This window comes from Scytonema hofmannii PCC 7110 (assembly GCF_000346485.2).
GTDB lineage: Bacteria > Cyanobacteriota > Cyanobacteriia > Cyanobacteriales > Nostocaceae > Scytonema > Scytonema hofmannii.
Map to the genome: position 1 here is coordinate 5,857,591 of NZ_KQ976354.1, position 15,320 is coordinate 5,872,910.

Sequence of the window (15,320 nt, forward strand, 5' to 3'; positions counted from 1 at the left end):
CAGGAGGAATTTTAAATGACAACAAAGGTAAATCGGCAATGGTGTCTCGCTACGCGACCTGTAGGTGCGATCGCCGAATCGAATTTTGAATGGAAACAGGAACTTGTACCCTCTTTAGAAGAAGGACAAATCCTCGTTCGCAACATTTATCTGTCTCTCGATCCAACAAACCGAGGATGGTTAAACGAGGGAGAAAATTACCTACCACCTGTAGCCATTGGTGAAGTGATGCGGGGTTTCGGTATCGGTATCGTCGAGCAATCTCGCAACACCAACTTTCCAGAGGGAACTTTGGTTCAGGGGTTTCTGGGGTGGCAGGACTATGCGATCGCAGACGGCACTGACCTAAATCAGTTCCAAAAAGACCCGTTTGTCCCACTGACAGCATACTTGGGACTTTTTGGCTTTATTGGTATGACGGCATACTTCGGTCTTTTAGATATAGGAAAGCCCAAAGCAGGTGAAATGCTTGTAGTTTCTGGAGCAGCAGGAGCCGTTGGCTCTCTCGTGGGGCAAATCGGAAAAATCAAGGGGTGTCGCGTCATTGGAATTGCGGGTAGCGAAGAAAAATGTCACTGGCTTAAAGACGAGCTTGGCTTCGATGCAGCTATAAACTATAAAACTGAATCTGTCCTCGAAAGCTTGCAGCAGCATTGCCCGAACGGGATCGATATTTACTTCGAGAATGTAGGCGGTGAAATTCTCGATGCAGTCTTAAGCCTCATCAACCTCCGAGCGCGGATTGTCCTTTGTGGTCTAATCTCTCAGTACAATGCTACCGAGCCAGTGCCAGGTCCATACAATTTTATTAACATCGTGACTCAGCGTGCAAAGCTCGAAGGATTTATTGTTCTCGACTATTTCGATCGCGCCCAGGAAGCTCTAGCAGATTTAGGTGAGTGGTACGCTCAAGGCAAGATTCAATATCGTGTCGATGTGATCGATGGTCTTGAAAATGCTCCCAGTGCGATTAACAAGCTCTTTGACGGTACGAATCAGGGCAAACTCATCATTAAAGTTTCAGAAGAGTAGGGACTCAGAAAACCATAAGAATCTGGAAGAAATCAAGCATTAGAACACAACACACTTTAGATACATAGAACCAGGAGAATTAACATGACCAAAGAGCAAACAGTAGACAAACAAGCAAATTTACAGGCAATCCCCAACCTGACACCCGCTCAGGAAGCCTTACAAGCACTCTGGGATGAGCATCTGCGGCTTGAGTTTGACACTCACAACACCGAAGACACTCTCGCCACGATGGTTGAGGATGCTTACGTTAACGACATTCCGGTAATGACTGGGGGAGTAGGGAAATCGGCACTGCGTGAGTTTTATTCCAAGTACTTCATTCCACGGATGCCGCCGGACATGGAGCTGACTCCGGTCTCGCGCACGATCGGGACCAATCAACTCGTTGATGAAATGCTGGTTAAGTTCACTCATAGCATCCAGATGGACTGGATGCTACCTGGCATTGCTCCGACAGGGAAACGAGTTGAAGTGGCAGTGGTAGCGATTGTCCAGTTCCGTGATGGCAAGCTAGCCCATGAACACATCTATTGGGATCAGGCGAGTGTATTGGTTCAACTCGGCATGCTCGATCCGGGTACGCTGCCCGTTGTAGGAGTTGACAGTGCGCGCAAGGTACTCAATCCGAGCTTGCCCTCAAACGCACTGATCGATCGTGCTGGAGATCGCCACTAAATGCCTGTCTGAAAACTCGCTAGAGTTGTTAAAATTCAAAACCCCAGACGGGTTTTTAGATAGGTTCTAATTGTAGGAGCCAGCAACCATCAATGCCCAAATCCGCCATTTTGCAACCAGGACGTTACTCATCCTGGTTGTATATTAAGGCGCTTCTTATTGCTGGCTCTTACAAGTATTGCTGCTTATTGAGTTTTTGCTATAAGTGACATAACCGTTCACAGCAAGAGGTAATTATCATGATGTTGAAAGATAAGGTGGCTTTAGTGACGGGAGGAACATCGGGTATTGGTCGAGCTACCGCGATCGCATTCGGTGCTGCGGGTGCAAAAGTAGTCTTCTCCGGCAGACGTGAAGCAAAAGGTGAAGAAACATTTATTAAAGGGCTGGCTGCAGACAAGAAGGTGCTATTTATCACCGCACGAGGAGTTACTTACGAGACAGGTTCGCTTTATGAAGGATGGGATTGTCAAGAACCTGCTTTGCGTTACGCTTTTCAATATATAGGAGTGACAGACATCCAATTTATCCATGCAAATGGGCTGGATTTGGGAGACGAGGCACGACAACAAGGATTAAGTGAAGCTGAATCTAAAATTCAAGATTTGGTTAACCACTGGTAATGACAGCAGTTCACCCTGTGGTGTAGTGGATAGCCACAGAGTTTGAATTTTGGGTTTAATGCTTCTATCTGGCAATGATGTGAGGGGACAATCCATTTACGACGCTCTACGCTCAGTTCAACAAAGAACAGACGGACTTGATTTTCATACCCATCTCAAGGAGCAATTCTATGTCAACTTTTGTCTTGGTTCACGGCTCATGGCACGATGGCTCTGCTTGGAACGCGGTTATTCAACATTTAGAAGCAAAAGGGCATCAGGCTTTTGCACCCACGATCGCGGGTCATGGTAAAGGCGTGAATAAAAACGTCAACCATGCTCAATGTACACAGTCGATTGTCGATTACATTGTTGATAAAGACTTAATCGATATTGTTTTACTAGGGCATAGTTTCGGCGGCACAATTACTATGAAAGTTGCTAAAGCAATTAGCACTCGAATTCAACGGCTAATCTTCTTGAATGCCTTTGTCCTGAATGATGGTGAGAGCCTCAGAGATAACATCCCACCCGACTCTCAAGCGTTATTCGACAGGCTAGCGAGAGAATCGGACGATAATACGATAACGATGCCTTTTGAGATTTGGCGAGAAACATTCCTCAACGATGCTGACCTCGACCTAGCGAAATTGAGTTATACACAATTGTCACCTGAACCGTATCAACCGTTTATTGACAAATTAGATCTGAAGCAGTTTTACTCGCTGTCCATTCCCAAGAGTTACCTCTACTGTACTGAAGACACCGCATTGCCCCAAGGCGAGTGGGGTTGGCATCCCAAGATGTCTAGCCGCTTGGGACTATTTCGGTTGGTGCAAATGCCGGGTGGTCATGAGGTGATGTTTTCTAATCCAGTCGGTCTAGCAGAAAAGATTATTGTCGCAGGGCGCGACTAGCTGCGAAACTTCATCACAGATATCTGACAAATCATCGTAAGAATCTGAAAGCAATCAGGTACTTCGACTCACTACACTTTAGATACATCGAACAGCAATCAGCAAAGACTCAATCCTAGCAACATCGTCCTGAATCCAAAGACTGGCGTTGTCAAAATGATTGATTTTGGGATTGCCACTCGATTCAGTGGCACCAATCCAACATTTAAAAGTCTTCATCTTCTAGAAGGAACCCTTGCCTACTTATCTCCAGAGCAAACTGGGCGGATGAACCGGATGCTCGACTACCGCAGCGATTTTTACTCGCTGGGTGCAACATTCTACGAACTTTTGACCGGACAGTTGCCGTTTCCCACCAGCGACATCCTAGAACTAGTTCATTGCCAGATTGCCAAACCGCCCGTTTCCCCGCACGAACTGAATTCAAAGATTCCCAAACCTGTTTCCGAGATCATTTTGAAACTGATGGCGAAAAATGCCGAGGAGCGCTATCAGAGTGCCTGGGGGATCAAAGCCGATTTAGAACGCTGCGCCCAGCAACTAGCAGAAATTGGTCAAATCGATGGCATCCAATTAGGTCTTCAAGATATTTCCCAGCAATTTCAAATTCCCCAAAAACTGTACGGACGAGAAACAGAAATTGGCGCATTATTAGCGGCATTTGACAGAGTAGCCGCCAGGGGAGAGCGAGAAAATGCTCAATTCAACGTCGAAATGATGTTGGTTTCTGGTGACGCGGGAATGGGCAAATCAGCATTGGTGCAAGAACTTTATCAACCCATCACGGCAAAGCACGGCTATTTTATTTGGGGTAAGTTTGACCAATTTGGGCGTAATATTCCCTACAGCGCCATCGCCGATGCTCTAAAAAAATTGGTACAACAACTACTAGGGGAACCAGACGAGCAAGTGCAAAAGTGGCGCAATCGTCTGCTGACGGCATTGGGAAGCAACGGACAAATCATCATTGATGCGATCCCAGAAGTTGAGCTAATTATTGGCAAGCAGCCACCCGTACCCTCTGTTGGAGCAACCCAAGCTCAAAATCGCTTCAATTCAGTCTTTCAAAATTTTGTGCGGGTGTTTTGTTCAAAAGAACATCCCCTGGTCATCTTCTTAGACGATTTACAGTGGATCGACTCCGCAACGCTGAAGTTAATCGAGTTAATATTACTCGACGAGCAAACCCAATATCTATTTTTGATGGGAGCCTACCGAGATAATGAAGTAACTCTCACGCATCCATTGGCATTGACGGTGGAGAAACTCAGAAAACAAGGAGCAGTGCTTCAGGAGCTTATTTTAGCACCCTTAACACCCGAACCGTTGAGCCAATTGATTGCCGAGACGCTACATTGCAAGATTGACACCGTTCGTTCCCTCACCCAATTAGTCTTACGTAAAACCGAGGGTAATCCCTTCTTTGTCAATGAATTTTTGCGAATGCTCCATAGCGAAAATCTGTTTTCTTTTGATGGGGAACACTTATGCTGGCAGTGGGACATAGCCCAGATTGAAGCCCAAGATATTGCTGATAATGTGGTAGAGTTGCTGCTACTCAAGCTGAAGAAACTGCCAGAAGAAATCCGGCAAATTCTTTGCTTAGCCGCTTGTGTTGGCTCTGAATTTAATTTAGAAACTGTAAATTTATCGATCAATTACGGCAATGATACCTGGACACCGCACAGTTATGCTTCCTACGGAGTTGTTCTATGTGGAATTGTTCAAGATATTGAACTTGGCTATAAATTTGGCAAATTGGCTCTGGGCTTGGCAGAACAATTGAATACCAAAAAAGGGAATGCTGAAGCACAGGCGGTATTTGGTATCAACATCATGTACTGGAAGGTACATTTTAGGGAGACGATACCAATTCTAGTTGATGCTTATCAAAGAGGTGTGGAAACCGGAGAATTTGAATATGCTAGCTATGCTGCATATATTGCATGTTATCACTCGTTTTTCGTCGGTGAACGTCCTCAGGTACCGAGTAATGAAAAAGGACGTAGAAATAAACTAAACGGAATGATTGCAGTAGATGCTGTAACAGGTGAAGAATACTTAGAATTAACAGAAAAATCCAAAACAGAGGATGTATCTATTAAATGTGCTTTACTTACTAACGACTGTGTTAAACAAGGAGTCAAAAAACTCAGTGTCATTTTGGATAATAATTCTACCCATAAACAAAAAATGAAAAATCAACTCCAATTGCATCTAATAAATTTAAAGATTCATGACCAAATTACTGTAGAGTTTATTCATACTCCTGCCTATTCTCCAAATTTTAAATTAGCAGAATATATTATTCATCTAGTTAGACTTAAACTTTTACATCATCTGCCAATTGGCTTAAATATTCAACAAGTACGAGAGAAATTAGAAACCTATTTTCATAATTTCCAGATTCAAACGCCACACCAAATTCAAAACATTATTCAGCACAATTACTCAAAGGTTGAAACAACTTAATTTTTCCTTGAGTAATTTTGGTTCTTCAATACCTATTTACTAAATTAATTCTTGAAATCATCCAGAAAGTGGTTAGCGAGCGCACGAGTCGCGCTCCGCGCTATTGTCTTTCTGACCCAACATTTTTTCCAAAACAGCAAATAGATGTATTGTTGACGCACAGAAAACTAAATGTCCTAGCCAATTACTATGCTCAATTCTCTGGAATCATTATGGTATAGGCATTTGATGATGTATGTGAGTGAAGTCCTCTAATTGAATATCTAAATTATCGAGAATTGAAAGTAACTGTTAGTTAGGATTAAGATATCTATTTTCTATTTAATTAAGTGCATAATTTGATTTGACTTACACCTACATAAAAATGATGAGGATGGTTTGTCCTCAAGTAGTTTTTGCAGCCATTCTCAAATGGAGGAATACAAATGAACGCGGCTACAAATAAAAAAAAGTGTGTGATTCCGGTGTTCAAGTCGCCAAATGATTATCAGGCGTATCGTATTAGCCCGGAGTCTACGAATCGGTTAGCGCTCGTGTTCGATCCGATGAGTACGAGTACTTCTTTGACGTATTGTGTTGAAATTTTTGATGTCGGTGGGAAAACGCCACCCAATCGGCATCAAATGGCGGCGGAAATGTTTTTTGTCCTCAAAGGAGAGGGCGTAGCAATGTGTGACGGCAAAGCCGTAGATATTCGCGCTGGAGATAGCGTTATGGTGCCGCCAACTGGAATTCATGCGATTGAAAACAAGGGGACGGGTCGCCTCTATACGCTTAGCATTATGGTTCCCAACGAGGATTTTGCTGAACTGATCCGCAGTGGCATACCTGTTGAACTGGATGAAGAGGATATGGCAGTGTTGCAGCGATCGGAGGCTCAAGGATAATGACTACGCGGGCATCATGATTTTTGGTTTTGAATAACAACTCAACGTCGATTTGATGGGTGAGTTAGTCAACGTTTGGTATGGGTCTAGAAACTGGAATCCGCCTCAATGAGTCGCAAAAGCTGACTTACGCATTTACAACACCTGATTTGAGGAGTGGGAACGGTCAGCAAAACAGTTGGAGGATAGATATGGACATCAAGACCGAATGCGAAACAATATATTCTAGAGCTTGCAAGCGAGGAGACTTAGGACAATGGCACCTCACTCCATCGATAATGTTGCTGAAAGGGAGAACCAACTCCAAAACTGGGATAGGTTTTGTCAATACCATTTAGGCGACTGGCATGGTATCTGGACTAAATATTCACCAGAAGGACACTCAATTAATTCCTTCAAATGTGTTCGCTCCTTCTACCTCAGTGAAGATGGTAGCCAGATCGTTCAACAAAATCGCTCTACTTCTCCTGATGGAAAGACCGATCTCCATACCTTTGCTTATGTCAAACCCAGCACTGAACTCTCCTTTATGGGGCATCACTTTGCCGTCTTGTTTCTCGACAACAGCTTTTCCTGGGGATCTATAAAGTTCACAGATGCGGATGCTCAATTCTTCTTTGAAACAGGTTTCACGCATGAAAACAGGAGAACGAGCCTCACTGCTGTTTACAAACAAAGCGGTGAGTTGCAGCACATGACAGCGATCTCTGAGCAATTAGACAGTTTTTCAGAAGCGCTTCCAGCCCCTAGTGTGATTCAACCTGACGACGTTTGGCAAGGAACTGTCAAAAAGATAACCCCCGATCTCGTAACATCAGCTTCAGAGGAAATTGGATGGCAACTCTTGGAAAGCTTGGGTGGCAATCACCAGATATTTCACTTGCCTGGAGGCTCTATTAGTTGTCCCTTCAAAATTGAAAGCTACAGAGTCATGAATCTGATTGTCGATTGGCAAGCGGCTCCCAACAAGTTGTTCCGTGGAATTCGCCGCTTTGACAATTCTGAGTTTAGTCACTTTTTGCTTCAAGTCTACGAATCCTAATCAGAATCATGCTATACCACTTGAACAAGTAGTTTAAAACACATTACACAATATTTGGAGGCAATCGTTTCGAGAATACAGTCAGTGCTGCCTCAAGCTGCACAGTTAAGACCCACTCTGTTCCCGTTGGCAATGGTACTTTGCTCTACAATCAAGTGGGTACTGGACTGCAAATTAGCACATAGCCTTCAGCAATCTGAGCTTCATCTAAATAAGACTATTCTGACTGGTCAACTGAACCCTCAACCAACTTCCCAGTGCAAGTCGAACAAACTGCTTGACGACAGGAAGAGGGCCACTCCATCCCTGCGTTTTCAGCAGTTTCAAGAATGTATTCATCTTCAGGAACATTTACTGTTTTATTAATTCCCTCTTCTTCATTCATCAATTGAATTTCGTATGTCGTTGTCATAATTTCAGACCTCGTTATGAAAGCAATACTATTTAATACTCAACTGAATCAACCACGATATTAAAACGATTGCACGCTAACGGCTTCTGCATATAAGTCTAGTTCGATCGCTCTGACTTATTCTCTACCAGAAGAGCGGTAAATACTGCTAATTCATTCTTCTTGAAGAGAGATTTTCTTTAAATACCAATTGAAGCTAAATGTGGAATTGTGTAGAAGATTAAAAGATGACGGAGGGAATTTTATCAAAATAATCACAATCATCTTTGTATGCCATACTCTTAAGAAGCTTTGAGACATTTCTATCTTCAGATGAGTAAACTGACTGTGTTGATTAGTCTTTTGGTAGAGAATTCATCTAAGCGATCGCGTTAACCTGCAAATAAGAAAAATCGTTAATACATTTCAAGTAGAGAAGGTCATTTTTTTGTGGAAGGCATGAATAATGGAAGTTTCAAACGCGTTGATGAATAGAATTTTAAGCTACTTGCTGCAACAAGCAGATACAGGGGATACAGAGGCGGAAGAACTGCTTGATGAGTTGAATGAGTTGGTCAACCTGCAACGAAAACAGTAAAATGTCTATTGCGGCAAGATCTCTGGTGAGCAGGTCATGCCCAAATTGGCGTTGTTATGCTATCATGTAAAAGCTATAACTAAAAGCAATGAAGGGAACGAGTAATTTCTAAGTCGGTGCTGAGCGAGTCAGGGATGGTGCGAGCCTGAACACACGGTAGAAATGAAAATCCTCCCCGAGCTGCTCTCCGAAAAAAGCATTTCCACAGGAAGCTTGAAACATCAGTTTTAGTCTCCCTTAGTGGAAGCTTTGAGTAGATAGAGCCGTGTTCTGCACGTTACAGCAGAGCGCTCTTCCCGTCAGGGAGTAGCGATAAAGTCCAGAATTGCGAGATTCTGGGAAAGTTGGGTGGTACCGCGCTCACCTAAGCGTCCCAATGTAGAGAAATGAGGTATTTCTGTTGTTTTACCTCATTGAAAGGGATACAAATGTCAAACGTTTAGTTTGTCAAGTGAAGAGTGAGTGCGGTTAAATATGTTTAAAGAAGTTCAACAATCAGTTTGCTTCCCAGATCTGGAGCGAGAAATTCTTGACTTTTGGAAAACGCGCAACATATTTCGGAAGTCAGTCAATGAAAATTCTCCAAAGGGGAATTTTGTCTTTTATGAAGGTCCTCCAACTGCCAATGGTAAGCCTGGAGTGCATCATGTCATCTCCCGTGCTTATAAGGACTTAGTCCCCCGCTATAAAACTATGCAAGGGTATAAAGTCCAACGTAAAGGAGGATGGGATACCCATGGTTTACCTGTCGAGCTTGGTGTTGAAAAGAAGTTAGGCTTTACCAAAAAGTCGGACATCGAAGCGTTTGGGATCGCTAATTTCAATCAACTCTGCAAGCAATCAGTTTTTGAGTACATCCAGGATTGGAATGCCATGAGCGATCGCATTGGCTACTGGCTGGACTTAGACAATGCTTACATCACCTATGAAAACAGCTACATTGAATCTTGCTGGTGGTTGATGAAATCCCTGTGGGAACGAGGTCTTCTCTTTGAAGATTATCGCGCAACTTGGCACTGTCCGCGCAACAACACCAGCCTCTCAGACCATGAGGTGGCGCAAGGATATCAAGAGAATGTGGAAGACCCCTCCGTATATCCCAAATTTCCAGCACATCTGACTCAACTTATAGAAAGTAACATTGTTGAATCTGGAGAACGCCCCGTCTATATCTTGGCTTGGACGACAACTCCGTGGACGCTGGCTGCAAATGTTGCCCTTGCAGTCAGAGGTGATGCTACCTATGGTTTGTTTGAAGCAGCAACTAGCGATAAGCCGGGTACGGCTTGCGCTAAGAGCGATAAGCTGGGTACAGCTTGCGCTAAGAGCGAACGCAATCCAGACCAAAAAGACCTCTACATTCTGGCTTGCGATCGCGCCAATGATGTCTTTGGTGAAAATAATTACCAAACGCTAAAAACTTTCTCAGGCAAGGAACTCGTTAACCTACAATACAGCCCGATCTTACGCGGTCGTGTTCCAGAAGGGGAAAACCTCTCTCAAGGTTTCCGCGTGATTTTAGATGAACAAGTGACCATTGACGATGGAACAGGAGTCCTCCATGTTGCCACTGCATACGGCGACCTCGATCTTGGACGCAAGCACAACCTCCCCATGCTCTTCTCTGTAGATCTGCTGGGTAAAGTGTACCCCGATGTGAAATTGCTTGATGCGCCCGTAGGTGAAAGTCCTTATACGGGAACATTTTTTAAAGATGCAGATGAGCAAATTGCTAGAGATTTGTTAGAAAAGGGCTTACTCTACCGCAAAACCACCATCCGACATACTTATCCTTTCAATTACCGGGATGGAACACCACTCATCAACTACGCTAAAAAAAGCTGGTATATTCGCACGACAGCAGTCAAAGACAAGCTCATTGAGAACAATGAAAAAATTGCATGGCATCCAGAATATATCCGAGATGGTCGATTTGGGGATTGGTTGAGAAACAACGTTGACTGGGCGGTTTCTCGCGAACGGTATTGGGGTGCGCCTTTGCCCATCTGGGTGAGTGAAGATGAAAGCGAATCTCTCTGTATTGGAAGCTTGAAAGAACTTGAAGATCTAACAGGGCGGGATTTGTCTGGGTTAGATTTGCATCGTCCTTACATTGACGACATCACTTTTGAGAAGAACGGCAAGTGCTTCAAACGCGTTCCCTATACTGTCGATGTTTGGTTTGAGTCAGGTGCAATGCCCTACGCACAGTGGCATTACCCCTTTGAAAATCAAAACATCCTGCAAGAGAATTTTCCTGCAGACTATATTTGTGAAGCAATTGACCAGACTCGCGGCTGGTTTTACAGTTTACACGCTCTGGCAACATTGCTTACAGATACTGGTAGTCCAGACCGACAAGCAGGTGTTTTGTCCGGCATCAAACAGGATTGCCCTGCCTTTAAAAACGTGATCGTGCTGGGACACATTGTTGATGAGAAGGGCGAGAAAATGTCTAAGTCGAAGGGCAATGTGGTCGATCCTTGGACTGTATTAAACGTTCAAGGAGCAGACGCACTCCGGTGGTATCTTTATAGCTCAAGCCCAAGCGACAGTACCAAACGCTTTTCCCAAGCATTGGTTGAGGACACGTTGCGCGACTTCTTTATGACGCTTTGGAACACCTACAGTTTCTTAGTTCTCTATGCCAATCTCGATCAACCCGATTTGACTTGCGCGATTCCGGTGACAGAACGTCCTGCTATCGATCGCTGGTTAGTATCTAAAACTAATGCACTCGTGCGGGATGTTACAGATAAACTCGACGCTTACGATCCAACAACTGCCAGTCGGATAATCCGCGACTTTGTAGTGAACGATCTCTCAAACTGGTATGTTCGTCGCAACCGTCGCCGATTTTGGAAATCGACTAGCGATAAGCTGGGTACAGCTTGCGCTAAGAGCGAACGCGATAAACTCTCGGCGTATAAAACCCTCTATGACACCCTCGCGATCGTCGCTAAGTTAATGGCTCCTATGGCACCCTTTATCAGCGAACACATTTATCAAAATTTAGTGCTGAGTATCTTACCAGACGAAGCAGAGTCCGTACATTTAGCAAGCTGGCCTCAGTGGGATGCTACCTTAATTGACGATTCCCTAATGCGTGACATGAATACACTTATGCGAATTGTCGAGCTAGGACGAGCTGCCCGTGCCACAGCAGGAGTCAAAACACGTCAACCTCTACCTGAACTTCTGGTACGAGTTCAAAGCGAGGCAGAGCTTGCAGGGTTGAAGAATTTAGAAGACTTGCTAAAAGAAGAACTCAATGTCAAATCAGTGACATACTTAGACGTAACAGCAGATTTTGTAGATTATATCGTGAAACCGAATTTGCCACTTTTGGGCAAGCGGCTTGGTCATTTGCTACCTGCGTTTAAGAAAGTGCTCGAAACCTTTGACAACCGCAAAATTGTCCATAACATCCGTGAAGGGAAGGAGACTGTTATTGAACTGGATGGAAAACTTTATCACTTTGAACCTGAAGCATTTCTCATTCAAGCTCAAAGTCCAGCCAATTATGTAGCGCTTGAAGAATATGGTTATTTAGCAGCAATCAACACTCAACTTACACCAGAATTAATTCAAGAAGGACTGATTCGAGATACCATCCGCCTGCTGCAAAATGCACGAAAACAGGCAAAGCTTGAAGTTTCCGCGAAAATTGACTTGGGGATCAAAACATCTGGAGTGGTTTTAGAGGCGCTGAAAGTACATCTTGAATTAGTTAAGAATGAAGTGCTTGCTAAAAACATTGACTTTGAAGAGCTTGAGAATGCTGACTATTGCGAGCAGGTAGATATTTTTGGTACACCATTAATTATCAGCTTAAAGCTAAGCAAAACTTCTTAACTAATCTGCGTCCAATCCTTACGATGCAAGAGGTTTTTTATGATGCAAGGAAAAACTTTGCGTGTTGCTCGCCCAACCGATAACCTTGAACTAGTACTGAAATTTTATACAGATGGTTTGGGATTAGAAATTCTATACTCCTTTAAAAACCATGATGAATTCGATGGTGTCATGCTTGGAATCCCAGGGGCAGCATATCACTTTGAGTTTACCCATCATCACGGACACTCTGTTGGTCGTGCTCCTACTGAAGATAATTTAATTGTTTTTTACTTTCAAGATCGACAAGAATGGCAGCAAGCGATTGAGAGAATGAAGATCAATGGATATGAACCTGTAAAATCCTATAACCCATACTGGGATAGGAACGGAGCGACATTTGAAGATCCTGATGGTTACCGCGTGGTTTTACAAAATGATTCTTGGGATCTGTAAAGCAGCTTTAGAAATTTCCAAGGAACTGGACTTTAAACTACTCCTATCCCGTTTGAAAATTACTTAATTAGATGAACCGCAAAGACGCAAAGATCACGAAGGAAGAAGAAAAAGAAGATAGGTAATCTTATACCGGAAAGGGAGTAGTACTTGACCGCGTTGATTTTGAGGAGTTGCCAGACCCCGACTTCTTATAAAAAGTCGGGGATCTAAACTAACTTCTCCCATCAGAATTAATGTGACCGCTCGCTACTAATCTAATGACTCATTAGTTTCTTCCTACTTTGGAAAGTTGTTTGCATCAATTAATTTGCTCCAGAGTATGCAAGTGTCACTGGTCACTGGTTATTTGCGTCAATTAATTTGCTCCAGAGTATGCGGTCTATATCTTTCTTAGCCACATAGCGATTATTTGGTCCGGCTTTCATATCTTCCCCCGCAGTAAATTCCTTGCGCTCGGAGTTCATTAAGTCAACATATTTAGTTCCATGTTCTAAAGGTGTGCCTGTTGGTAGCACGGTAATCTGTTTCATTTCGTCGCTGGAAAAACCTTTGAGTTGAATATACAACTCCTTTATCTCGTAGGCGTTGAGGGGAGATTCTCCAGTTGAAGCTCCCTGAATACCGAAATTTTTACCAGGCATTGGCTGGGATTTTAGGTCTTGCTGCCACTCATCTGGTTTTCGATCTGTTGGTTGTCCTTGTTTTTGAGTCTCAGCCATTAAACATTACTCCATCGACGTTCAGGACTACTCGGATCAGAATTTTTGTGGGTTGGACTCACGGTGGAGAAACTCAACAAATGCCTATAAATGTTGGGTTTCGTTCCTCAACCCTACCTACGTATTTTCTGTTGGTTGTCCTTGTTTTTGAGTCTCAGCCATTGAACATTACGCCATCGACTGTTAAGTTGAATACACAAATTGCGTTAATAGCCTAATGGCGGCTCAATTAGGGCTTGATCTGACTTGCCAGCATTCGCTCCAGGCTTGTCCACAATCTGCATTGTAGAGGCTTGGGGCCCCTCTTCACCCATAACCATAGAGAAACGAACACCCGTACCTATTTCTATACGGTCAAAGTCATCATTGAGAACACTGTTGCGATGGAAGTAAATTTCTTGACCATCTAAGGCTCTAATAAAGCCGTACCCATCCTCACGAAATAATTTGGTCACAAGTGCTGTTGTTTCCTCCGCATCTGTGTGAGTTTGAGATTTATCACTCTCTTGCTGCCGTTCGTTGAGTTTTTTCAACTGAGTGACAGCCGCTTTAAAAGCATCTCGAATTACCGCCTCTACAGGCGCGTATTGGTTGTCATCTGTGGGATTACTTTCTGCCACAAGTTCATGACCGGGTGGTACGGTCATATCGATTCGCACTCGGAAAGGAGAACCACTACGAGGGCGATCGTGAATCTTTTCAATTGCGATATGGCAGCTACTAATGTAACTGCAAACCTGCTCCAACTTGCCAACTTTTTCGTTGACTAAATTGTCAAGAGCATTTGTTTTATCGACATTGCGATAAGTAATCTCTGGTGCTACTTTCATATTTTAGTTATTATTTCTCATCTATTAGCCATTAGCCATTAGCAATTCTCTGTTTGCAGCCCGATCTAAGAGGTTACGAACTTCTTCATCCGTTGTTTGCGGAAAATCCTCGTACCACAAACCAACACTGTAGAAGGGGCTTGGAGTTAATCCACAGATTATTTCATCTACTTTGGCTGCAAACTCGTCGCGAGTTTCAAGGGCGGATACAGGTACAGCAATAACTGTTTTGGCAGGCTTGTATTTTTGCAATGCTACAACAGATGCACGCATTGTAGCACCTGTCGCTAAACCATCATCCACCAAGATCACAGTCTGTTCGTGCAGTTGTGGAAAAGGACGATCGCCTCGATAAAGGTGTTCGCGTCGCTCTAGTTCTTGCTGTTCTTTTTCTGTGACTTGGTCTATTTCTACTTCGGATATGTGTAGCGATCGCACAATATCTTCATTTAAGACCCGTACCCCACCAGAAGCGATTGCTCCCATTGCCAGTTCTCTTTGGTCTGGTACACCCAGTTTGCGTACTACAAAAATATCTAGGGGAGTGTTTAAGGTTTTGGCTATTTCAAAAGCGACAGGTACACCTCCACGCGGAATCCCTAACACCAAGGTATCTGGACGGTTAGCATAAGCGGCCAATTCTTTCGCCAAAAATTGACCTGCTTGTGTTCTGTCTTTAAATCGCATGGTGTTACGCTCCTTTGTCCGAATTAATGGGTCTTAGGTTTTCACTCGCATCTTACCTTGACAGCTAAATTCGTCGTGTTGCACTTGCCCTCCTATCGATCGTAAGCCACCACTTGCTAAGCGGTCAGTTTCTCTCATGCTTTGTTTATATTTTTAATGTTCTAGACCGATC

General features: G+C 43.7%; 12 protein-coding genes, 2 pseudogenes and 1 other annotated feature. Of the genes and pseudogenes, 10 read left to right on the forward strand and 4 right to left on the reverse strand.

From position 1 onward, the window contains the following. Positions 1 to 15: 15 nt before the first annotated feature. The 7 genes and pseudogenes from WA1_RS24330 (at position 16) to WA1_RS24360 (ending at position 7,630) form a co-directional block, all read left to right on the forward strand. Positions 16 to 1,032 carry an NADP-dependent oxidoreductase gene (locus WA1_RS24330; RefSeq protein WP_017739928.1) on the forward strand — a complete coding sequence of 339 codons (1,017 nt, stop codon included), beginning with the start codon at positions 16 to 18 and terminating at the stop codon, positions 1,030 to 1,032. 84 nt (positions 1,033 to 1,116) lie between these two features. Beyond that, a complete protein-coding gene (locus WA1_RS24335; protein ID WP_017739927.1) occupies positions 1,117 to 1,710 on the forward strand; it encodes an ester cyclase in 594 nt (197 codons plus the stop codon). Between the two features lie 239 nt (positions 1,711 to 1,949). Continuing rightward, positions 1,950 to 2,333 (forward strand): SDR family NAD(P)-dependent oxidoreductase, encoded by a 384-nt coding sequence (locus tag WA1_RS24340; protein WP_066613006.1) that lies wholly within the window; start codon positions 1,950 to 1,952, stop codon positions 2,331 to 2,333. A 170-nt stretch (positions 2,334 to 2,503) separates the two neighbouring features. Next, positions 2,504 to 3,229, forward strand: a complete 726-nt coding sequence (locus tag WA1_RS24345; protein WP_017739925.1) for an alpha/beta fold hydrolase — start codon at positions 2,504 to 2,506, stop codon at positions 3,227 to 3,229. Positions 3,230 to 3,337: 108 nt separating this feature from the next. Then, a pseudogene (locus WA1_RS53165) lies at positions 3,338 to 5,701 on the forward strand (AAA family ATPase); the annotation flags it as partial. A 425-nt stretch (positions 5,702 to 6,126) separates the two neighbouring features. Further along, positions 6,127 to 6,588: a cupin domain-containing protein gene (locus WA1_RS24355; protein WP_017739923.1), complete on the forward strand. Its 462-nt coding sequence runs from the start codon at positions 6,127 to 6,129 to the stop codon at positions 6,586 to 6,588. A 256-nt stretch (positions 6,589 to 6,844) separates the two neighbouring features. Continuing rightward, positions 6,845 to 7,630, forward strand: a complete 786-nt coding sequence (locus WA1_RS24360) for a DUF3598 family protein (RefSeq protein ID WP_017739922.1) — start codon at positions 6,845 to 6,847, stop codon at positions 7,628 to 7,630. A 151-nt stretch (positions 7,631 to 7,781) separates the two neighbouring features. Here the strand turns inward: WA1_RS24360 and WA1_RS24365 are convergent. Beyond that, positions 7,782 to 8,042: pseudogene (locus tag WA1_RS24365) on the reverse strand (2Fe-2S iron-sulfur cluster-binding protein). A gap of 445 nt (positions 8,043 to 8,487) precedes the next feature. Between WA1_RS24365 and WA1_RS60180 the strand changes: the two are divergent. The 3 genes from WA1_RS60180 to WA1_RS24375 all read left to right on the forward strand — a co-directional run bounded on the left by WA1_RS60180 (position 8,488) and on the right by WA1_RS24375 (position 12,909). Further along, positions 8,488 to 8,619 carry a hypothetical protein gene (locus WA1_RS60180; protein WP_017739921.1) on the forward strand — a complete coding sequence of 44 codons (132 nt, stop codon included), beginning with the start codon at positions 8,488 to 8,490 and terminating at the stop codon, positions 8,617 to 8,619. Between the two features lie 79 nt (positions 8,620 to 8,698). Beyond that, positions 8,699 to 8,998 (forward strand) — a binding site (T-box leader). Between the two features lie 95 nt (positions 8,999 to 9,093). Further along, on the forward strand, positions 9,094 to 12,474 hold the full coding sequence (gene ileS, locus WA1_RS24370; RefSeq protein ID WP_017739920.1) for an isoleucine--tRNA ligase: 3,381 nt from the start codon (positions 9,094 to 9,096) through the stop codon (positions 12,472 to 12,474). A 39-nt stretch (positions 12,475 to 12,513) separates the two neighbouring features. Next, complete coding sequence (locus tag WA1_RS24375) at positions 12,514 to 12,909, forward strand: VOC family protein (RefSeq protein WP_017739919.1); 396 nt, start codon at positions 12,514 to 12,516, stop codon at positions 12,907 to 12,909. A gap of 338 nt (positions 12,910 to 13,247) precedes the next feature. Here WA1_RS24375 and WA1_RS24380 read toward each other — a convergent pair whose 3' ends face one another. The 3 genes from WA1_RS24380 to WA1_RS24390 form a co-directional block, all read right to left on the reverse strand. Further along, positions 13,248 to 13,631 (reverse strand): hypothetical protein, encoded by a 384-nt coding sequence (locus WA1_RS24380; RefSeq protein ID WP_017739918.1) that lies wholly within the window; start codon positions 13,629 to 13,631, stop codon positions 13,248 to 13,250. A 206-nt stretch (positions 13,632 to 13,837) separates the two neighbouring features. Beyond that, entirely contained in the window at positions 13,838 to 14,461 is a 624-nt protein-coding gene (locus WA1_RS24385; RefSeq protein WP_017739917.1) for an HPF/RaiA family ribosome-associated protein, read from the reverse strand. 24 nt (positions 14,462 to 14,485) lie between these two features. Then, positions 14,486 to 15,148 carry a phosphoribosyltransferase gene (locus WA1_RS24390; protein WP_017739916.1) on the reverse strand — a complete coding sequence of 221 codons (663 nt, stop codon included), beginning with the start codon at positions 15,146 to 15,148 and terminating at the stop codon, positions 14,486 to 14,488. Positions 15,149 to 15,320 lie beyond the last annotated feature (172 nt).